The sequence below is a fragment of the Microbacterium sp. ANT_H45B genome (genome assembly GCF_008369345.1).
Lineage (GTDB): Bacteria > Actinomycetota > Actinomycetes > Actinomycetales > Microbacteriaceae > Microbacterium.
This window is the reverse complement of sequence record NZ_VOBK01000001.1, coordinates 567,315-587,100: the sequence shown is the minus strand read 5'-3', so window position 1 is coordinate 587,100 and position 19,786 is coordinate 567,315. Positions and strand designations below refer to the sequence as shown.

Sequence of the window (19,786 nt, the reverse complement as noted above, 5' to 3'; positions counted from 1 at the left end):
TGCAGAACCGGTCAGACCTGCATGACCGGCAGGACCGATCAGATCAGGCCGTCGGACAATGTCGTGGGGTTGCCGAACCGGTGGTTCGTGATCGACACCGCCTGCTCGTGCAGGAACGGCAGCATCTCGACCCGGCCGGCGCCCGTGACGGCGTGCGACCAGACGGCGACGTCCGGAGTGCCTCCGAGCGCCTCGAACAGCGCCGACGCATCGCCGCCGACCAGACGCACCCGCTGCCAGCTGTGCTCGGCCTTCGCCGCCGCCTTCGCGAAGCGGGCCACCCACGCCGCATCCTTCTCGTGCTTCACGGTCACCCCGTGCGCGCGCAGCGCCTTCTCGACCCGCGAGGGCAGAGCGGATGCCGACACCGTGAACGGGCTGCCGCTGCGCAGCGCCGCGACGATCACGCGCAGGCCGTCGACGAGCGGGGCCGCCTCGCCGATGCGCACGTCGGCGGCGACCGGACGATAGCGGAACACGTTGCGCTCCACACCGAGGCCCGACTTGTCGCTGACGATGCCGAACTCCGAGGTCCAGGCCTGCTCGTCCGCCGCGGCGGCGCGGTGCAGCCACTCGATCTCGACCGCGTCGAGGTCGCTCGCCGCCGCCGTGAGCACACTGTCGACGACCGGGGTGAGGGCGGCGCCCGCCGCGGCGGCGGGGAGTTCGGCGGGACGCCAGTCGCCGAGGCCGAACAGGTAGTTGGGTCCGCCGGCCTTGGCGCCGGCGCCGACGGCGGACCGCTTCCAGCCGCCGAACGGCTGCCGCTGCACGATGGCGCCGGTGATGCCGCGGTTGACGTAGAGGTTGCCCGCCTCGACACGGTCGAGCCAGGTGGCGACCTCGTCGGAATCGAGCGAGTGGATGCCGGCGGTGAGGCCGTAGTCCACGGCGTTCTGCAGGCGGATGGCCTCGTCGAGGTCCTTCGCGCGCATGATGCCGAGCACGGGTCCGAAGAACTCGGTCAGGTGCGTGGTCGACCCCGGAGCGACGCCGATCTTGACGCCGGGGGTCCACTGCATCCCCTCGTCGTCGAGCTTCTTCGGCTCGACGAGCCAGCGCTCGCCCTTCTCCAGCGTCGTGAGCGCGGTCAACAGCTTGCCGTTCGCCGGCTCGATGATCGGACCCATCTGCGTCGCCGGGTCGTCGGGCAGCCCCACGCGCATCGAGGTCACGGCGTCGACGAGCTGACGCTCGAAGCGCCGCGAGTCGGCGACCGACCCGACGAGGATCGCGAGCGACGCCGCCGAGCACTTCTGTCCGGCGTGCCCGAAGGCGCTGCGCGCGACATCGGCGGCGGCGAGGTCGAGATCGGCCGACGGGGTGACGATGATCGCGTTCTTGCCGCTCGTCTCGGCGAGCAGCGGCAGGTCGGATCGGAACGAGCGGAACAGCTGCGCGGTCTCGTAAGCGCCCGTGAGGATCACCCGGTCGACCTCGGGGCTCGCGACCAGGCGGGTGCCGAGGTCGCGGTTCGCGAGGTCGACGAGTGCGAGCAGGTCGCGGGGAACACCGGCGGCCCACAGGGCTTCGACCATCACCGCGCCGCAGCGCTGGGTGAGCTTGGCGGGCTTGATGACGACGCCCGATCCCGAGGCGAGACCGGCGAGCACGCCGCCCGCGGGGATCGCGACCGGGAAGTTCCACGGCGGCGTGACCACGGTGATCTTCGAGGGCACGAACTCGGCGCCCGTGACGGCCTCGAGCTCGAGCGCGCGCTCGGCGTAGTAGTGCGCGAAGTCGATGGCCTCCGAGACCTCGGGGTCGGCCTCGGCGATGGTCTTGCCGGCCTCGTGCGCCATGATCTCGATCAGCTGTCCGCGGCGGGCGGCGAGCTCGTCGCCCGCCCGGTGCAGCACGGCGGCGCGCTCGGCGGCCGGCAGGGCCGCCCACGTCGCAGCGGCGGCGGATGCGGCGGCGAAGACTCCGTCGAGCTCATCGGCCGTCTCGACCCTGGCGCGCGCGATGGCGTCGAGCCCGAGCGCCGAGTCGACCGACCGCTGCAGGATCTCGCGCCCCCAGGCGCGGTTCGCCGCGATCGCCGGGTCGCTGTCGGCCTGGTTGGCGAAGCCGGTGGTGACGGCATCCGCCCGCGCGGTGCTCTCGTCCGCACGGTTCTGCACCCGGTGCGACGAGGGCACCGACCGGTCGGCCTCGAGGCCTGCGAGCGAGCGCTCGAAGCGCTCGCGTTCGCGGGCCAGCAGCGTGGGGTCGGAGGCCAGCTCGAACACGGCGGACATGAAGTTCTCGGGGCTCGCGTTCTCTTCGAGACGGCGCACGAGGTAGGCGATCGCAACGTCGAACTCGGCCGGGTTCACGACGGGTGTGTACAGCAGCAGGCGACCGACGTCCTTGCGCACGGCCTCGGCCTGCCCGGTCGCCATGCCGAGGAGCATCTCGAACTCGACCGCGTGGGTCACGCCGCGCTCCTGAGCCAGCAGCCAGGTGTAGGCGATGTCGAACAGGTTGTGTCCGGCGACGCCGATGCGTACGGCATCCATCCGCTCCGGGGTCATCGACCAGTCGAGCACGCGCTTGTAGTTCGTGTCGGAGTCCTGCTTGGTGCCGTAGGTCGCGAGCGGCCAGCCGTGCACCGCCGAGTCGACCTCCTCCATCGCGAGGTTGGCGCCCTTGACGACGCGCACCTTGATCGGCGCGCCGCCCTTGGCGCGGCGGGCCGCGGCCCACTCCTGCAGCTGCTGCATCGCACCGAGCGCGTCGGGCAGGTAGGCCTGCAGCACGATCCCGGCTTCGAGGTTCTCGAGTCCCGGCTGGTCGAGGATGGCGGTGAACGCCGCGATCGTCAGGTCGAGGTCGCGGAACTCCTCCATATCGAGGTTGATGAACTTGGTGGTCCCTGAGCGTGACGAAGGGCCCGAGGCCTCGGAGGCGGCGGCGAGCTCGTAGAGCGGGGTGAGCTTGGTCACGACGTCGGCGACCGCCTCGTCGAACGACCACATCGAGAGCTGGCTGACGACGCTGGAGACCTTGATCGAGACGTAGTCGACGTCCTTGCGGGCGAGGAAGTCGTAGGTGCCCTGCAGGCGGCGGCCCGCTTCGCGCTCACCGAGCACGGCCTCGCCGAGGAGGTTGAGGTTCAGGCGGTTGCCGCTCTTGCGCAGTCGGGCGATCGCGGGCCCGAGCTTCGACGGCGTCGCGTCGAGCACGAGGTGTCCGACCATGGCGCGCAGCACCCGGCGCGAGATCGGCACGACCACGCCCGGCAGCTTCGGTGCCCAGAAGCCACCGGCCTTGATCGCGGCGCGCAGGTATCCGGGCAGCAGCGAGGGGGTGATCTCCGAGAGGTCGGCGAGCGCACGACCGGCGACGCTGAGGTCTTCGGGGCGCATCACGCCGTCGACGAAGCCGACGGTGAACGCGAGTCCGTTCGGGTCTTTGAGCACCTCCGAGAGACGCTGGGCGGCGGGCTCGACCGGGTGGGTCTCGCTCTCGGCGAGCCAGCGCTGCACCAGCGCGGCGACGTCCTCGGTGCGCGGGGTGGCGAGGGGAGCGGTGGTGTCGGCGGCGACAGTCATCAGGGAACCTTCCGGGGGATCGCACACCCGGGATCGTGTGCGGCTCGATCATTGTCCGGCGCACGCGTAGGCTACGTCTATCAACCGATTCGGCAGCATTCTGTTCAGTCGGACTGAACGATTCAGATGATCGGGAAAGAGGGCGGATGCTCGACGTGCAACGGCTGCGGATGCTCGTGGAGCTGTCACGCCGGGGAACCCTGTCGGCCGTCGCCGACGCCCTCTCGTACAGCAAGGCGTCGGTCTCACAGCAGCTGAGCGCGCTGGAGCGCGAGGTCGGCGTCCCGCTGCTGCGCAGGGTCGGCCGAGGGGTGCAGTTCACCCCTCAGGGCAACGTGCTGGTGGCGGAGGCCATCGGCATCCTCGACCAGCTGGAGCACGCCGAGGTGGCCGTCGCCGAGTCGCTGACCGAGGTCACCGGAACCGTGCACATCGCCGTCTTCCAGTCCACCGCGCATGCGCTGCTGCCGGGGGCTCTGGCCACGCTGCGCGAGCAGCATCCCGCCCTCCGCGTCGAGGTCACCGAGAGCGATCCCGAGACCGGACTCGTCGGCGTCTCGAGCCGAGACTTCGACCTGATCCTCGCCGAGCAGTACCCGGGACGCACACGACCGATCCACGCCGACCTCGACCGCCTGATGCTCGTGCACGACCCGATCGCCCTGGCTCGCCACCCCGGCACCCCCGAGGAGGCCGACCCCGTCGCCGCGCTGTGGTCGACCAGAGACCAGCCCTGGGTGCTCGAACCCGCGGGCACCGCCTCGCGCGCCTGGGCCGAGCAGCTGTGCCGCACCGCGGGCTTCGAACCCGACGTGCGCTTCGAGGTCGCCGACCTCACGGCCCATGTGCGACTGATCCGCGCCGGACTCGCCGTCGGCCTGCTGCCCGGCCTCGTCTGGGCGGGAGAGTCGCCGACGGTGGCGCTCACCCCGCTGCCCGACGAGCCGCGCCGCGAGATCTTCTCATCCACGCGCCGGGTGTCGGTGGCCGCGCCGTCGATCCGCGCGGTGCGGCGGGCCCTCGCCTCCACCGCCGAGCGCATCCTTCCCGCCTGAGCGCACCCTCCCCGCCTGACCGCATCCGAGCCTTCGCTCGATCGCCCCTGAGCGCACCCGAGACATACAGCGTCATCCGGGAATATGCGTGAGCATGGACTTGTTGTGCCCGACGTACCGCGGACGAAGGAGTCCGTCCGACTCCTTCCGAAAGGCACTTCCGTGAGCACTCCTGTGATCGACCGCACCGCCCCCACCGAGCACCCCGTCCTCGACGTCCTCGCCGGGCGCTGGAGCCCCCGCGCCTACGACGCGCAGAACACGATCGACGACGCCAAGCTGAACGCCGCTCTCGAGGCCGCCCGCTGGTCGCCGTCCGCCTACAACATGCAGCCGTGGCGCTTCATCGTCGCCCGCCGCGGCACCGCGCTGTTCTCGCAGGTCGTCGACTCGCTCGTCGAGTTCAACCAGCTCTGGGCCTCGAACGCGTCGGCACTGATCGTGGCCATCGCCGAGACCGAGTCCGAAGACGGCACGGCCATCAGCCACGCCGTCTACGACCTGGGTCAGGCCGTCGCCCACTTCTCCGTGCAGGCGCACCACGAGGGACTCCTCGTGCACCAGATGAGCGGATTCGACCCCGAGGTCGTCCGCGAGTTCGCCGACCTCGACCCCCGCTTCACCGCGATCACCGTCATCGCGGTCGGCGAGCTGGGCGACGCCTCGGGCCTGCCCGAGGGCCTGCAGCAGGGCGAGACCGCCCCGCGCGTCCGTCGCCCGATCGCCGAGACCGTCATCCTCAGCGCCTGACACCCGGCCGCACGAAGAGGGGCGCCGCCCGACATCCGGACGGCGCCCTTCTTCTGTGCACCCGCGCTCCCTCCTAGAATCGTGCGCATGGCTCTTCAGCGCAGGATCAAATCCGTCGAACGGTCGATGGCCGAGACGCACGACGAGAAACGGTCGCTGAAGCGCTCGCTCGGCGTCTGGGACCTGGCCGTCATGGGTGTGGCCGTGGCCGTCGGCGCGGGCATCTTCTCGGTCGGCGCCGAGGCCTCGGCGCGGCACGCCGGCCCCGCGGTGATCATCTCGTTCATCATCGCCGCGGCCGTCTGCGGCCTCGCGATCCTCTGCTACGCCGAGTTCGCCTCGTCGATCCCCGTCGCCGGATCCGCCTACACGTTCACGTACTCGACCCTCGGCGAGTTCCTCGCCTGGATCATCGGCTGGGACCTCATCCTCGAGATGCTCATGGCCTCGGCCGTGATCGCGAAGTACTGGGGCGTGTACCTGGGCGACGCGGTGTCGCTGTTCGATCTCGAGATCCCCATGACGCTGCAGCTCGGGCCGCTCTCCTTCGACTGGGGCCCCGTCTTCATCGTCGCGATCTTCACCCTGCTGCTCGCCCTGGGCACGCAGCTGTCCAGCCGGGTCAACAGCGTCTTCACGGTCATCAAGGTCGCGATCGTGCTGTTCGTCATCGTGGTCGGCATCTTCTTCGTCAAGGGTGCGAACTACTCCCCGTTCGTGCCGCCGGCGCAGTCGGGCGCCGCATCGGAAAGCGCATGGACGCAGTCGCTGTTCTCGTTCCTGACCGGCTCCGACCCGACGATGTACGGCGTCTTCGGCATCCTCAGCGGTGCAGCACTGGTCTTCTTCGCGTTCATCGGCTTCGACGTCGTCGCCACCAGCGCCGAGGAGACCAAGGACCCCAAGCGCACCGTGCCGCGCGGCATCATCCTCGGACTCATCATCGTGACCGTGCTCTACGTGGCAGTCGCGATCGTGATCACCGGCATGGTCTCGTACACCGAGCTCGCGAAGCTCGACGAGCCGTCGCTGGCGAGCGCGTTCGAGCTGGTCGGCGCCACGTGGGCGGCCCAGGTCATCGCCATCGGCAGCCTGGTCGGCCTGACCACGGTCGTCATGGTGCTGCTCATGGGACTCGCCCGCGTCGTCTTCGCGATGAGCCGTGACGGCCTGCTGCCCCGCGCGCTGAGCGTCACCGACGCCAAGCGCGGCACCCCCATCCGCATCCAGCTGATCGTCGGCGTCGTGATCGCGATCATCGCGGGCTTCTTCGACGTGCAGGTGCTCGGCGACATGATCAACATCGGCACCCTGTCGGCGTTCGTTCTCGTGAGCATCGGCGTGCCGATCCTGCGCAAGACCCGCCCCGACCTCGAGCGCCCGTTCACGGTGCCGCTGTCGCCGTGGCTGCCCTGGATCTCGGCCCTGGCCTGCTTCTGGCTGATGCTCAACCTCAGCACCGAGACCTGGGTGCGCTTCGCGATCTGGCTCGCGATCGGCATGATCATCTACTTCGCCTACTCGCGCCGTCATTCGCTGATCGGGCGCGAGCTCGAGGGCGATGCGCTCGGCGGCATCCGCAGCGAGCGGCTGAAGTAGCACAGCCGCACCCCCGCCCTCGCACCCTGAGCGCCCTACTCGTCGAGAGGTTCGGGGGAGGTCGAGGTCAGCACGAGCCCCGAGCCGTCGACGGCCACGTCCACGCGCACCGTGTCGCCGTCGTGCACGCCGCCGGCGAGCAGCGCCGTCGCCAGCTTGTTCTGCACCTCGGTCTGGATCAGACGACGCAGCGGCCGCGCGCCGAACATCGGGTCGTACCCGCGCTCGGCGAGCCACGATCGGGCGTCGGGGGTGACCGCGAGTGTGAGCCGCCGATCGCGCAGCCGGTCGTGCAGCTGATCGACCGAGAGCTCGACGATCTGCGCGAGGTCGTCCTGGCTGAGCGCCGAGAACATGACGATGTCGTCGAGCCGGTTCAGGAACTCCGGGCGGAACGCCTGGTGCACGAGGGTCATCACCTGCTCCCGCTTCTCGTCGGGCGACAGAGTCGGGTCGATGAGGATCGGCGACCCGAGGTTCGAGGTGAGGATCAGGATGACGTTCGTGAAGTCGACCGTGCGCCCCTGTCCGTCGGTCAGCCGACCGTCGTCGAGCACCTGCAGCAGCACGTCGAACACCTCGGGATGCGCCTTCTCGACCTCGTCGAGCAGCACCACGCTGTAGGGGCGGCGGCGCACCGCCTCGGTGAGCTGGCCGCCCTGCTCGTAGCCGACGTAGCCGGGAGGGGCGCCGACGAGGCGGGACACCGAGTGCTTCTCGCCGTACTCCGACATGTCGATGCGCACCATGGCGCGCTCGTCGTCGAACAGGAAGTCGGCGAGCGCCTTCGCGAGTTCGGTCTTGCCGACGCCGGTCGGCCCGAGGAACAGGAACGAACCGGTCGGCCGACCGGGGTCACTGATGCCTGCCCGTGACCGCCGCACGGCGTCGGACACCGCCCTGACCGCATCCTTCTGCCCGATCAGACGGCGTCCGAGCTCGGACTCGAGGTGCAGCAGACGCTCGCTCTCGCCCTGCAGAAGGCGCCCCACCGGGATGCCGGTCCACGCCGCGATCACGGCGGCGATGTCCTCGTCGGTGACCTGCTCGTTGACCATCCGTCCCTCGGTCGAGACGGCGGCCTCGGCCTGCTCGGCTTCGGCGATCTCCTGCTCGAGGCGCTTGATCGTCTCGTACTCGAGCTTCGACGCACGGGTGTAGTCGGCCTCGCGCATCGCCAGGTCGCGCTGCGTGATCGCGTCGTCGAGCTTCTTCTTCAGATCTCCGACCCGATTGAGCCCCTGACGCTCACGCGCCCACCGTTCCTCGAGGTCGGCGAGCTGCGCCTCCATGCCCACGAGCTGCCCGCGGAGCGCGGCGAGGCGCTCCTTCGAGGCGGCGTCCTTCTCGCGCTTGAGGGCGAGCTCCTCGAGCTTCATCCGGTCGACCTGGCGCTTGAGCTGGTCGATCTCGACCGGCGAGGAGTCGATCTCCATCTTGAGCCGCGACATCGATTCGTCGACGAGGTCGATCGCCTTGTCGGGCAGCTGGCGCGCGGGAAGGTAGCGGTTCGACAGTGCGGCGGCGGCGACGAGCGCGCTGTCCGAGATCGTGACACCGTGGTGCGCCTCGTATCGACCCTTGAGGCCGCGGAGGATGGCGATGGTGTCCTCGACCGTCGGCTCTCCGACGTAGACCTGCTGGAAGCGGCGCTCGAGGGCGGCATCCTTCTCGATGAACTCGCGATACTCGTTCAGCGTGGTCGCGCCGATCAGCCGCAGCTCGCCGCGGGCGAGCATCGGCTTGAGCATGTTCGACGCGGCGACGGACCCCTCGCCTCCGCCCGCGCCCATGAGCACGTGCAGCTCGTCGATGAACGTGATGATCTGCCCGTCGGACTCGGTGATCTCCTTGAGCACGCTCTTCAAGCGCTCCTCGAACTGCCCGCGGTACATGGCACCGGCCACGAGAGCGGAGATGTCGAGGGAGACCAGGTCCTTGCCCTTGAGCGACTCGGCGACATCGCCCGCGACGATGCGCTGGGCGAGCCCCTCGACGACGGCCGTCTTGCCGACGCCCGGCTCACCGATCAGCACCGGGTTGTTCTTGGTGCGGCGGGTGAGCACCTGGCTGACACGGCGGATCTCCCCGTCGCGCCCGATCACCGGGTCGAGCTTTCCCTGACGGGCGCGCTCGGTGAGATTGATCCCGAACTGCTCGAGGGCGGACTGCTGGTCGTCGTTCTGTGCGCTCTGTGGGCCTGGCATGCGCTCCTCCTGGGAGACTCCTTCTCGTCACTGCTGATCGACCACTACGACGGGTCGAAGTCCTCAAAGTTGAGTGGACGTGACTCAAGTTTATCGCACTGCGCGCACCGCGTCCAGGATGCCTGTGGCGACCTCGCGCTTGGTGCCGGCGACGGATGCCACGACCTCGCCGCCGTCCCCGACGATCTCGACCGCGTTGTCGGGCTGCTCGAACCCCTGCTCCGCGTTCACGAGATTGACGGCGAGCAGGTCCACGCCCTTGCGCGCCCGCTTGCGGCGAGCGCGTTCCCGGCGTTCGTGCGCGTCCGGAGAGGTCTCGGCCGCGAATGCGACGATCGTCTGACCATCCGGCGCCGCACCCTCCGACCGCAGGGTCGCGAGCGCCGCGACGACGTCCTCGTTCTCGACGAGCTCGAGACGGGTCAGCGCGCCCTGCTCCTTGGTCAGCTTCTGATCCGCGACCGAGGCGGGGCGGTAGTCGGCGACGGCCGCGGCCATGATGACGATGTCGGCCTCGCGCGCGGCATCTTTCATAGCCGTGGCGAGTTCGGCGGCCGTCGCGACCGGCACCATCCGGACCGCCGGATGCCGTGCAGCGGCCAGCACGTCATCCGAGACGTTCGCGGCGACGAGCGTGACGTCGGCACCGCGGGACGCCGCCTCCGCCGCCAGCGCCACGCCCTGCCTGCCGCTGGACCGGTTGCCCAGGTACCGCACGGGATCGATGGGCTCCCTGGTCCCGCCCGCCGAGACCACGATGCGCACACCGTCGAGGTCGTGCGGGCCGAGCAGCGCGACCGCCGCCTCGAGGATCTCCTCCGGCTCCGCCATGCGCCCGGGGCCGCTGTCGCCGCCGGCGAGCTCACCGTCGGCCGGTCCGACGAGATGGATCCCGCGGCTCCGCAGCGTGGCGATGTTCGCCCGGGTGGCCGCATTCCGCCACATCTCGGCGTGCATGGCCGGCGCGAGCAGCACCGGCGCCTCGGTGGCGAGCAGCGTGGTGCCGAGAAGGTCGTCGGCGATGCCGGCGGTGATCTTGGCGATCGAGTTCGCGGTCGCCGGTGCGACGATCACCAGGTCGGCCCCCTGCCCGAGGGCGACGTGCCGCACGCGCGCGACGTCGTCGTGGACGCTCGTCGTGACCGGATGCCGGCTCAACGCCTCCCAGGTCGGCGTACCGACGAAACGCAGCGCATCCTCGGTCGGCACGACGGTCACGTCATGCCCCGCCTTGGTCAGCAGCCGCACCAGGTGCACTGTCTTGTATGCGGCGATGCCACCCGTAACCCCGACGACGATGTTCACGCTTCGATTCTGCCGCAGCATCCGCCCCACGGGGTCCGGGTCCGCGCACCGCTCGTAGACTGGGCACCGTGTGCACCGTCGTGATCGATGTCGCCGACTCCGTGACGGCCCGACTGCTCGCGGTGCGTGACGAGGATCCGCAGCGCGAATGGGATGCTCCGGGCGAATGGTGGCCGGATGCGTACCCCGGCGTCTCCGGCATCCGCGATCGTCGCGCCGGCGGCGCGTGGCTCGCCACCGACCCTGCGGCCGGTCGGCTGGCGGTGCTGCTGAATCGCGCCGACGTCGTCGACCTCGCAGAAGACGTCGCGGTGTCGCGCGGTTCGCTGGCGCTGGAGTCCGCCTCCGGGCGATCCCCGGTCGCCCCGCTGCCGATGCACGGGTTCAACCTGCTCGAAGTGGCGCCGGAGGGCGCGCGAGTCGTGAGCTGGGACGGCGTCGAGCTGCGCGAGACGCCGATCCGCCACGGCGTGCACATGATCGCGCACGACGACCTCGACGATCCGGACACCCCGCGCATCGCCGCCTGGCTGCCGGAGTTCCGCGCGCAGGGGGCCACGGATGACGCGGCGGAGTGGGCCGCCGACTGGACGTCGCTGCTCGCCTCGTCGGCCGGACTCGACCCGGAGGACGACCGCGCGATCATCCGCGACAACCGTCCGCACGGGTACCCCACGCAGTCGCTGCTGTACTGCCTGGCCACGGTGACGCCGGGCCATGTCGAGCTCGACTACCGCGCGCTGCCTCGACCAGGGCACTGGACGCACTGACAAGACGATGACGGGCGGTCACACGGTCAGGCGGCGGAGGATTCCGTCTCGTCCGCGCAGGAGAAGCGCGCGCGGTAGGCGGTCGGAGTGGTGCCGAGCACTCGTGAGAAGTTCTGCCTCAGCACCGCCGCGGATCCGAACCCGCACTCCTCCGCGATCCGGTCGAGCGAGAGGGTGCTGCGCTCGAGCATCCGCTGCGCGTGCAGCACCCGCTGGCGTCCGAGCCAGGCGGCCGGAGTCGCTCCGTACTCGGCCTTGAACCGGCGGGCGAACGTGCGCGGCGACATCAGGGCGCGGGCCGCCAGCCTCTCGATGCCCAGGTCGTCGCGCAGGTGCTCGACCGCCCAGTCGGCGACGGCGGCGAGCGAGTCGCTCGGCACGACGGGGATGGGTCGATCGATGAACTGCGCCTGCCCGCCGTCGCGCTGCGGCGGCACCACCATGCGGCGGGCGATGCGGTTGGTCAGCTCCGCGCCGAGCTCCTGGCGCAGCAGGTGCAGGCAGGCGTCGATGCCTGCGGCGGTTCCCGCGCTCGTGATGATCCGCTCGTCCTGCACGAACAGCACGTCCGGGTCGACGTCGACGAGGGGATACATGTCGGCCATGACGTCCGCGTACATCCAGTGCGTCGTCGCGCGGCGTCCGTCGAGCACACCTGCGGCTCCGAGGATGAACGAGCCGCTGCAGATCGTCAGCACCCAGGCTCCCCGCGCGACCGCGTCTCGGGCGACCTCGATCAGCAGCGGATCGATCTGCCCCCAGTACTCGCGTGGCACCGGACACAGGATCACGAGGTCGGCCTCGTACGCGAAGGAGAGATCGTGCTCGACGTTGAGAGAGAAGCCCATCTTCGACGCCACCGCACCGGGACGAGGCGCGACCACGCGGAAGTCGAAGTTCGGGACGCCGTCGTTCGAGCGATCGAGACCGAACGCCTCGCAGGCCAGACCGAACTCGAAGGGCGCGAAGCCGTCTTGGACGACACAGGCGACGGTCTTCATCATGGCGATCTCCCCCGGTTGGCAGGTTTCCTACGTCCGCAGTCTATTCTGCCACTCGTGGCAGATCAAGACTGAACGTAGCGTTTCTGCCATGTTCCTTCTTCTCGCTCTTCTCGCCCTCGTACTCTGGGCCGTCATCGCCACGGTCGTGGAACTGCGGCGCGACGGATATCGACAGACCCCCACCGACTGGTCGCGCGTCGGGGAACCCCGCGCTCACGACCGCGCGGAATCGGGACACATCTACCGCTGACTCTCGCCACGCGGGTCACCCCCGGCTACGCTCGCACCATGAGCGAGCCTCACCAGCCACCCGCCCAGCCGTACGGCGCGCCCCCGCAGTTCCCCTCCGCAGCACCGCAGCCGCCTTCGGCAGGATCCGCATCCGCACCGGCACCCGCATCCGCACCGGCACCCGCATCCGCACCCGCATCCGGCGGATCGCTCGGGCGCGTGGCCTTCGTCATCGCGCTGGTGGCGATGGGCATCGGGCTTCTCGTCACGCTGTCCTTCCCCGTCGCGGTCCGACTGCTCGACGGCCCGTCGGCGATCGGGGTGTTCGGCGCGATCGGCAACCTCTTCGCGCTGGTGGCGGCGGTCGTCGCGCTGATCCTCGGGCTGATGTCGGTGCGCCGACCGAGGCAGCAGATCCTCGCGGGCATCGCCATCGGCATCAGCGCATCGGCGATCGCCGGCATCGTGATCTCGTGGGTGTCCAACCTCGTCATCGCCCTGACCTACTCCTGACCTACTCCTGACGTACGCCTGACCGGAGACAGAACATGAGCGAACCCCGCCCCCACGACGCGGCTCCGCAGATCCCCCCGCCGCAGGGACACACCCCTCCACCGGCACCCCAGCCCGGCCAGCCGTACGCACAGCCGGGCCAGCCCTACGCACAACCCGGCCAGCCCTACGCACAACCCGGCCAGCCGCACGCACAGCCCGGCCAGCCGCACGCACAGCCCGGCCAGCCGCACGCACAGCCCGGCCAGCCCTACGCACAACCCGGCCAGCCCTACACACAACCCGGCCAGCCCTACGCACAGCCCGGCCAGCCCTACGCACAGCCCGGCCAGCCCTACCGCACGTCCGCGGCATCCGGAACTCCCTACGGAGCGTCGTCGAGCGCCGCCGGCAATCCCCTCGGGCGCCTCGCGTTCGTCGTGACCGTGGTCTCCGTCGCGGTGGGACTCGTCTGGCAGCTCCTGCTGCCGATGCTGTACGCGAGCGTCGGCTTCGGGGTGATGGGCGCGTTGCAGAGCGTGCCGAGCTTCCTGGTACTCGTGGGAGCGGCCACCGGTCTCGTGCTCGGCATCACCGCGCTGCGACGACCGGCTCCGCACCTCCTCGCCGCGATCGCCGTCGGGATCGCGGCGAACACCGTCATCGGCACGGTGGTCTCGTTCATCGCGAGCCTGTTCTACAGCCTCGGATTCTGACCGACGCCGCTCAGCGCGCGAGCACCCGTTCGTAGATCTCGACCATCGCGGCGGTGCGCGACGACTGTCGAAACGCCTCGGAGACCTCGCGCATCGGCACGGGTGCGGTTCCGGCGGCGATGTCGGACACCGCCCGGCGCAGAGCGTCGACGAGCCCGGCCCTGCGCTGGTCCTCGGTACCCGACGCACCGGCGACCGCCCAGAGCCCGCCACCGAGCTCGGCCGCGATGTCGGGGTCGCTGATCACCGAGGGCGTGCCGAGGGTCGCGGCCTCGAACGGCGTCATCCCCTGGGTCTCGAACCCGATCGAGGTCTGCACCAGCGCGTCCGCCGCCGCGATGCGCGCCAGCGTCTCGGGGTAGCTGAGCTTTCCCGCGAACCGCACCCCGCGCACACCCGACACGATCCTCTCGGCCGCCGCGCGCTGCGCGCCGCCGCCGATGATCTCGAGCTCTGCATCGACCCCGGACTCGACGAAGGCGTGCAGGAACGGCAGCAGGCGCTTCTCCGGGCTCATCCTCCCCAGCCAGACCAGACGCGGGCGTCCGGGGTCGCGCTGCGACGGAGCGGTCGCGAGCGTCGCGTCGCGGACCTCGTCGTCGATGCCGTTCCAGACGACATCGACGGGACTGAACACGCCGTGCTCCTCGAGGCGTCGGGCGAAGTGCGTCGACGGCGCCGTGACCGCCGAGGCGCCGCGCGCGATGCCCCGGAGGAACGCCCACCCGTCGCTGTCGCCGGCGGCGCTCTTGAAGCCGGCGCCGTCAGGGACCGTGCGGGATCCGTCGGAACCGATGCCGGCGGCGTCGCGCAGTGCCCGACGACGCCACAGGTTCAGCACCGCGAGCACGGGTCGATGCAGCGGTGTCACGGCCGCGATGCCGACATCCACGCGATTGTGCATGGTGTGCACGACCGGAATCCCGTGCCGCGCCGCGTACCGGTGCCCGATGAACGCGCCCCAGAAATCCGCCTGGACGTGCACCACATCGACCGGAGGTCGCCGTGTCATCGCCCGATCGAGGATGCGGTCGGTACGGCGCCCCGGCCAGCTCATCGAGTACTCCCGGTCGGTCGTGATCGGCACCGACGGGAGATCGACGTTCGCGGGGTCGGCGCTGCTCCGCGCGCGCGGACCGTGCATCCTCGGCGCGACGACGGTCACCGTGTGACCCGCGCGCTCGAGGTACCGTCGCTGCAGCCGCATCGACACCTGCGCCCCGCCGAGGGAGTCGAGGTGCTGGTCGCCGACGAAGACGATGTGCATGGCGCGCCCGATCACTCGGGCAGGGGCTCGTCGCGGTAGAGCGCCTCGAACGTGTCGAGCGTGCGATTGATGTCGTGGATGACGACGCCGTCGAGCGAGGCCTGCTGCATCCGCTGGTACTCCGCCGCGTCCGCGGTCAGCACGTCCGTCAGTCGCGCCGCGAGGGCGTCGGAGTCGCCGGGCTCGAAGAGGTAGCCGTTCTCGCCGTCGTGCACCAGATGCGGCAGTGCCACGGCATCCGCGGCGACGATCGGCAACGCCGAGGCCATGGCCTCCATCGTCGCGATCGACTGCAGCTCGGCGATCGAGGCGATCGTGAACACCGAGGCCCGTGACAGCAGCGCGCGCAGCTCCTCGTCGCTCGTGCGCCCGTGGAATGTCACCCGATCGGCGAGGCCGAGCTGCACGGTCAGGTTCTCGAGCTGCTTGCGCTGGTCTCCGCCGCCGACGATGTCGAAGCTCGCGTCCAGCGCAGGGTCGAGCTTGGTGATCGCCTCGAGGATGACCTCGACCTGCTTCTCGGCGGTCAGACGGCCGACGAAGATGATCCGGTTCTTGTCGCGGGGCCCGATCACGGGCGTGTACTGCGCGCGGTCGATGCCGCAGCTGACCGGGATCACGTTCTCGACAGCGACGGTCCGCTCGAGGAAGTCGGCGGCGCGCCGGGTCGGCGTGGTGATCGCGCGCGTCAGGGCGAAGGTCCGTTTCGCGTCGCCCCATGCCCAGCGCAGCACGAGGTCGTCGACCCACTTCGGCATGGTGGTGTGATCGAGGATGTTCTCGGCCATCACGTGGTTCGTCGCGATCACGGGGATGCCGCGTTCGTGGGCGATGCGCGCGAGACCACGGCCGATCACGATGTGCGACTGGATGTGCACGACATCCGGCTGGACGCTGTCCATGATCCTGCGGGCGTAGTGCTTCACGCGCCAGGGCCAGACGAAGCGCAACCAGTCGTGGGGAGCCCAGCGCACCGACGGCAGCCGGTGCAGCGTCATCGGCTCGCCCTCGATCACCTCGGTGCGTGCGGGCGTGCGACGGTAGACGAGGTTGGGGGCGACGACGTGGACGTCCTCACCGCGCTGCACGAGACCGGCAGCGAGACGCTCGGCGAATCGTGCGGCGCCGTTGATGTCGGGGGCGAAGGTGTCGCACCCGATCAGGATGCGCAGCGGCCGCGACCCTGACGCGGACACGGCGTCGGGGGTGGCGTCGGGGGAACCCGTCGGATCGGAGGGAGAGGAAGACATTCTGCCTTACGGTACGGCGGCCAGGGAGCCCCTGCGGGCGCTCGCCACTCTACCGGAGGGGCCTGATCGGCAGCGGGGAGGAACGCCGCGGCCCGCGCCACCGCCCCCTCCCCGCCCCTCGTCACGACAGTTCGTGGACCGCCTTCTCGATCGCGGCGACCGCTGCGGCATCCGGCGCGTCGATGGCCATCCGCACTCCGCCCGCGGGCACGCCGAGCGCGGCATAGGCGACCTTCATGCGGGCCATGTCTCCCTGGATCACGTCGACCGCGGTGTCGACGTCGACCTGCGCGCGAGCCACGGCGGCCTCGTCGCCTCCGGCCGCGGCGTCGCGCAGCGCGCGGAACGGCCGCGGCAGCACGGAGGAGATCCCGGACACGACCCCCTGGGCGCCGCTGTCGGAGGCCACGGCGAGATCGCGGTCGCTCCCGGTGTACAGCACGAAGTCCTCGGGGACGACCGCACGGTACGCGGCCACCTGCGCGAGGGGCTCGCCGCTGATCTTGGCGCCGACGATGTTCGGAAGGGCGGCGAGACGCGCCATCAGCGGTGCGGGCACGAAGTTGCCCGTGCGGTCGCGGAACACGTAGACGTACACGTCGAGACCGTCGCTGACCGCCGAGACCTCGCGGAAGAAGTCGTACAGACCCTCCTCGCTCGACGACAGGTAGTACGGGGTGATCACGGCGACCTCGGTGGCGCCGGCCTCGCGGGTCGCCGCGATCAGACGGCGCACCTCGAACAGGCTGGGCGCGCCGACGTGCACGATGACGCGCATCCGTCCGCCGAGCTCCTCGACACTGGCCCGTGTGAGGGCAGCGCGTTCGTCGAAGGACAGCGCGGGGAACTCCCCCGTCGTGCCCAGGACGAACGCTCCCTCGTTGCCGGAGGCGGCCACGAAGCGCAGGATCGCGCGTGAGCCCTCCAGATCGAGGGCTCCGTCGTCGGCGAATGCGACGGGCACGGCGGTGATGATGTCTCGGCGGGTCATGGGCTCTCCTGGGATCGGGTCGCGGGGTGGGGTCGTGGGGTGGGGAGCGGCAGCCGACGGGCGGGTCGACGTCACGCGTACGAGGTGTTCGAAGTCGGTGTGAAGACGATCTCGTTGACGCAGATGCGCGGGGGCAGTTCCGCGATCCAGCGGATCGCGTCGCCGACGTCGTCGGCGGTGAGCATCCGTGCGCGTTCGTCCGCACTCGGCGGATTCGGACGCGTATCGAGGATCTCGGTCGCCACTTCGCCGGGGCAGAAGTGCGTGGCGCGGATGCCGTGCAGGCGCTCCTGCGCGTTCACGGTCTCGGCGAGGGCCCCCATCGCGGTCTTGCTCGTCGAGTAGCCGGCTCCGACGCCGGGTGCGAAGCGCCACCCCGCCCATGAGGAAACGAGGACGACGAGGCCGTCGCCCTCGCGTCTCATGGCGGGAAGCACGGCGTGGATGGCGCGCACAGCGCCGGTGAGGTTGATGTCGACGACTCGCGCGAAGTCGCGAGGGGAAGTGTCATCCCAGAAGCGATTGCGCACGTTGGTGCCGGCGCTGTACACGAGGGTGCGGACCGGACCGTGGTCGGCGCCGATGATCTCCGCGGCCTGCGCGACCGCGGCCTCGTCGGCCACATCGACCGGCAGCGCCACCGCGCGCCCGCCGGCGGCGTGCACGGCGTCGACCGTGCGCTGCAGTTCGTCGACCCGGCGACCGGAGACCACCACCAGCTCGGCGGACACGGCGAGCGACACGGCAGCCCCGCGTCCGATCCCCGATCCTCCCCCGAGCACCCAGGCGATGCCGACGGTCACGCGACCTGCTCCCGCCACTCCGCGACCGCGTCGAGCAGCCGCGCATAAGCCGTCGCCCCGGGGTCGGCATGGCCCGCGCCGCGTTCGCCGACCCAGGAGGCGCGGCCTCGTCGTGAGACCAGCTCGGCCGTCTCACGCACACCGCTCCATGCGGCGGCGCGCATGGCCGCGATCGCCTCGTCGATACCGGCGGGTGCCGCGTCCAACGCCGCGATGGACGGCAGGAGGGCGTCGAGCAGCGTCTTGTCGCCGGGACGAGCCCCGCCGCGCTCCGCGATGCGGTCGGCGAGCGCCGTCAGCGCGGCGCTCACGGTCACGCGATCGAGCGTGGTGCGCCCGCGCAGCGTCGACGCCGCCGCGAGCATCCCGCCGCCGAAGAGCGCCGCGAAGGTCGAAGGGTTGGCGGTGGCGAAAGCCTCGCCCGCCTGCAGCACGGGCTGCGCCAGATCATCGTCGGGGGACCCCTCGAGCGCGCGGAGGATCGCCTCCGCGCCGGCCGAGACCGTGATGCCGAGATCACCGTCGCCGAGGGCGGCATCCAGGTCGCGCAGCTCACCGGCGTGCTCGGCCCAGAGCGGCATCACGCCGCGGATCGCCCGGACGAGCGCATCCGCGGCCTCGCGAGCGGAGGGATCGCCGCTGCTCGAGGGGCCGGCGCTCGACGGGCCGGCAGCGCTCGACGGGCCGGCAGCGCTCGACGGACCGGTAGCCGCAGGCGGGCCGGCCGCGCCCGCGCTCGCTGCGTCTGCGGCGACGCGCCCGTCAGCGGCGGGGCATCGCGGGCCAGTCCCCCGCGCCGATGGCGTCTCTCCGGCCTGCGAGAAGAACGGGGAGTCGGCCGGGGCATCCAGCAGCGCGGTCAGTTCGTCATCGAGCACGAGGATGCTGATCGACGCACCACCCATCTCGAGACTGGTCGCGAACTCGCCGACCCACGTGCGGTGCACTCGAGCGCCCAGCGCGTCGAGTCGTCGCCTGGCGCGGCGGGCGAGCACATAGAGCTCTTCGAGCGGCGTCGCGCCCATGCCGTTCACGAGCAGCGCGACGCGCGCACCGGTATCGATGCCGCGATCGGCGATGATGCTGTCGAGGAGCTCGTCGGCCACGTCATCCGCTGCGGCGAGGGGTCCCGTGCGACTGCCCGGTTCGCCGTGGATGCCGATCCCGATCTCCATCTGCCCCTCGTCCAGCTCGAACGAGGGCTTTCCGGTCGTGGGCAGAACGGTGGGCGACAGCCCCACCCCCATGGTCCCGGTGCGATCGACGGCACGCTGGGCGAGGGCGGCGACCGCGGTCAGGTCGTCGCCGCGGGCTGCGGCGGCACCGGCGATCTTGTACGCGAAGAAGATGCCGGCGACACCGCGACGGGAGCTCGCGCTCTCGAGCGGGGCGCTCGCGACATCGTCGGCGCCGAGCACGGTGCGCGTGCGGATGCCGTCGGTTCCGACGATGTCGGCTGCGAGGTCGAAGTTGTACACGTCGCCGCCGTAGTTGCCGTACAGGTACAGCACGCCGGCACCGGCGTCCGCCGCGCGCGTGGCCGCCGCGATCTGCGCTGCGGAGGGCGAGGAGAACACGTTGCCCACCGCGACCGCCGAGCAGAGGCCCGCGCCGACGTAGCCGAGGAACAGCGGCAGATGACCGGATCCGCCGCCTGTGACGATGCCGACGGTCCCCGGCTCCGACGATGCGCGCGCGATCGCCCTCGCGTCGTCGGACACCGCATGCAGTCGGTCGCCGTGGGCGAGCAGGATCCCCTCGATGACCTCGTCGACGAAGTCGTGCGGGTCGTTGATCAGCTTGGGCATCC

General features: G+C 70.7%; 16 protein-coding genes. 7 read left to right on the top strand and 9 right to left on the bottom strand.

Features of this window, described 5'->3' with window-relative positions; genetic code table 11:
• Window positions 1-38 precede the first annotated feature (38 nt).
• Window positions 39-3,536, bottom strand: a complete 3,498-nt coding sequence (locus FQ142_RS02835) for a proline dehydrogenase family protein (RefSeq protein WP_149422123.1) — start codon at window positions 3,534-3,536, stop codon at window positions 39-41.
• Between the two features lie 146 nt (window positions 3,537-3,682).
• Here FQ142_RS02835 and FQ142_RS02830 point away from each other — a divergent pair, with 146 nt between their 5' ends.
• The 3 genes from FQ142_RS02830 (at window position 3,683) to FQ142_RS02820 (ending at window position 6,940) form a co-directional block, all read left to right on the top strand.
• Window positions 3,683-4,591: a LysR substrate-binding domain-containing protein gene (locus FQ142_RS02830; RefSeq protein WP_149422122.1), complete on the top strand. Its 909-nt coding sequence runs from the start codon at window positions 3,683-3,685 to the stop codon at window positions 4,589-4,591.
• Between the two features lie 162 nt (window positions 4,592-4,753).
• The gene (locus tag FQ142_RS02825) at window positions 4,754-5,341 is read left to right on the top strand and encodes a nitroreductase family protein (RefSeq protein ID WP_056414997.1); all 588 of its coding nucleotides are present in this window, start codon (window positions 4,754-4,756) and stop codon (window positions 5,339-5,341) included.
• 87 nt (window positions 5,342-5,428) lie between these two features.
• Window positions 5,429-6,940 carry an amino acid permease gene (locus FQ142_RS02820; RefSeq protein ID WP_056414995.1) on the top strand — a complete coding sequence of 504 codons (1,512 nt, stop codon included), beginning with the start codon at window positions 5,429-5,431 and terminating at the stop codon, window positions 6,938-6,940.
• A gap of 35 nt (window positions 6,941-6,975) precedes the next feature.
• On the opposite strand, the gene FQ142_RS02815 is transcribed toward FQ142_RS02820, so the two are convergent.
• Together FQ142_RS02815 and coaBC are read right to left on the bottom strand one after the other, a co-directional pair.
• Complete coding sequence (locus tag FQ142_RS02815) at window positions 6,976-9,147, bottom strand: ATP-dependent Clp protease ATP-binding subunit (RefSeq protein WP_149422121.1); 2,172 nt, start codon at window positions 9,145-9,147, stop codon at window positions 6,976-6,978.
• A gap of 90 nt (window positions 9,148-9,237) precedes the next feature.
• A complete protein-coding gene (gene coaBC / locus FQ142_RS02810) occupies window positions 9,238-10,452 on the bottom strand; it encodes a bifunctional phosphopantothenoylcysteine decarboxylase/phosphopantothenate--cysteine ligase CoaBC (protein WP_149422120.1) in 1,215 nt (404 codons plus the stop codon).
• Window positions 10,453-10,520: 68 nt separating this feature from the next.
• On the opposite strand from coaBC, the gene FQ142_RS02805 reads away from it, so the two are divergent.
• Entirely contained in the window at window positions 10,521-11,222 is a 702-nt protein-coding gene (locus FQ142_RS02805; RefSeq protein ID WP_149422119.1) for an NRDE family protein, read from the top strand.
• Window positions 11,223-11,248: 26 nt separating this feature from the next.
• On the opposite strand, the gene FQ142_RS02800 is transcribed toward FQ142_RS02805, so the two are convergent.
• Window positions 11,249-12,223, bottom strand: coding sequence for a GlxA family transcriptional regulator (locus FQ142_RS02800; protein WP_188042328.1), 975 nt, complete (start codon window positions 12,221-12,223; stop codon window positions 11,249-11,251).
• A gap of 91 nt (window positions 12,224-12,314) precedes the next feature.
• Here FQ142_RS02800 and FQ142_RS17380 point away from each other — a divergent pair, with 91 nt between their 5' ends.
• From FQ142_RS17380 to FQ142_RS17570, 3 genes are read left to right on the top strand one after another with little or no spacing between them, the layout of a single operon-like run.
• The gene (locus FQ142_RS17380; protein WP_188042285.1) at window positions 12,315-12,476 is read left to right on the top strand and encodes a hypothetical protein; all 162 of its coding nucleotides are present in this window, start codon (window positions 12,315-12,317) and stop codon (window positions 12,474-12,476) included.
• Window positions 12,477-12,514: 38 nt separating this feature from the next.
• Window positions 12,515-12,970, top strand: coding sequence for a hypothetical protein (locus tag FQ142_RS02795; protein WP_149422117.1), 456 nt, complete (start codon window positions 12,515-12,517; stop codon window positions 12,968-12,970).
• Between the two features lie 35 nt (window positions 12,971-13,005).
• A complete protein-coding gene (locus FQ142_RS17570; protein ID WP_223145260.1) occupies window positions 13,006-13,665 on the top strand; it encodes a hypothetical protein in 660 nt (219 codons plus the stop codon).
• Between the two features lie 10 nt (window positions 13,666-13,675).
• On the opposite strand, the gene FQ142_RS02785 is transcribed toward FQ142_RS17570, so the two are convergent.
• The 5 genes from FQ142_RS02785 to FQ142_RS02765 all read right to left on the bottom strand — a co-directional run bounded on the left by FQ142_RS02785 (window position 13,676) and on the right by FQ142_RS02765 (window position 19,784).
• A complete protein-coding gene (locus FQ142_RS02785) occupies window positions 13,676-14,932 on the bottom strand; it encodes a glycosyltransferase (RefSeq protein WP_149422116.1) in 1,257 nt (418 codons plus the stop codon).
• Between the two features lie 11 nt (window positions 14,933-14,943).
• Window positions 14,944-16,182 (bottom strand): glycosyltransferase, encoded by a 1,239-nt coding sequence (locus FQ142_RS02780; protein ID WP_149422115.1) that lies wholly within the window; start codon window positions 16,180-16,182, stop codon window positions 14,944-14,946.
• Between the two features lie 121 nt (window positions 16,183-16,303).
• The gene (locus FQ142_RS02775; protein WP_149422114.1) at window positions 16,304-17,173 is read right to left on the bottom strand and encodes a dihydrodipicolinate synthase family protein; all 870 of its coding nucleotides are present in this window, start codon (window positions 17,171-17,173) and stop codon (window positions 16,304-16,306) included.
• A gap of 71 nt (window positions 17,174-17,244) precedes the next feature.
• Entirely contained in the window at window positions 17,245-17,976 is a 732-nt protein-coding gene (locus FQ142_RS02770) for an SDR family oxidoreductase (RefSeq protein ID WP_188042284.1), read from the bottom strand.
• Window positions 17,973-19,784 carry a dihydroxyacetone kinase family protein gene (locus FQ142_RS02765; protein ID WP_149422112.1) on the bottom strand — a complete coding sequence of 604 codons (1,812 nt, stop codon included), beginning with the start codon at window positions 19,782-19,784 and terminating at the stop codon, window positions 17,973-17,975. Before FQ142_RS02765 ends, FQ142_RS02770 begins: the two co-directional genes overlap by 4 nt.
• Between the last annotated feature and the right edge of the window lie 2 nt (window positions 19,785-19,786).

What these genes read in the sequence shown, in the direction of transcription:
- FQ142_RS02835 (WP_149422123.1), bottom strand. Translation starts at nt 3,536, where the DNA reads ATGACTGTCGCCGCCGACACCACCGCTCCCCTCGCCACCCCGCGCACC.
- FQ142_RS02830 (WP_149422122.1), top strand. Translation starts at nt 3,683, where the DNA reads ATGCTCGACGTGCAACGGCTGCGGATGCTCGTGGAGCTGTCACGCCGG.
- FQ142_RS02820 (WP_056414995.1), top strand. Translation starts at nt 5,429, where the DNA reads ATGGCTCTTCAGCGCAGGATCAAATCCGTCGAACGGTCGATGGCCGAG.
- FQ142_RS02815 (WP_149422121.1), bottom strand. Translation starts at nt 9,147, where the DNA reads ATGCCAGGCCCACAGAGCGCACAGAACGACGACCAGCAGTCCGCCCTC.
- FQ142_RS02800 (WP_188042328.1), bottom strand. Translation starts at nt 12,223, where the DNA reads ATGAAGACCGTCGCCTGTGTCGTCCAAGACGGCTTCGCGCCCTTCGAG.
- FQ142_RS17380 (WP_188042285.1), top strand. Translation starts at nt 12,315, where the DNA reads ATGTTCCTTCTTCTCGCTCTTCTCGCCCTCGTACTCTGGGCCGTCATC.
- FQ142_RS02795 (WP_149422117.1), top strand. Translation starts at nt 12,515, where the DNA reads ATGAGCGAGCCTCACCAGCCACCCGCCCAGCCGTACGGCGCGCCCCCG.
- FQ142_RS17570 (WP_223145260.1), top strand. Translation starts at nt 13,006, where the DNA reads ATGAGCGAACCCCGCCCCCACGACGCGGCTCCGCAGATCCCCCCGCCG.
- FQ142_RS02785 (WP_149422116.1), bottom strand. Translation starts at nt 14,932, where the DNA reads ATGCACATCGTCTTCGTCGGCGACCAGCACCTCGACTCCCTCGGCGGG.
- FQ142_RS02780 (WP_149422115.1), bottom strand. Translation starts at nt 16,182, where the DNA reads ATGTCTTCCTCTCCCTCCGATCCGACGGGTTCCCCCGACGCCACCCCC.
- FQ142_RS02775 (WP_149422114.1), bottom strand. Translation starts at nt 17,173, where the DNA reads ATGACCCGCCGAGACATCATCACCGCCGTGCCCGTCGCATTCGCCGAC.
- FQ142_RS02765 (WP_149422112.1), bottom strand. Translation starts at nt 19,784, where the DNA reads ATGCCCAAGCTGATCAACGACCCGCACGACTTCGTCGACGAGGTCATC.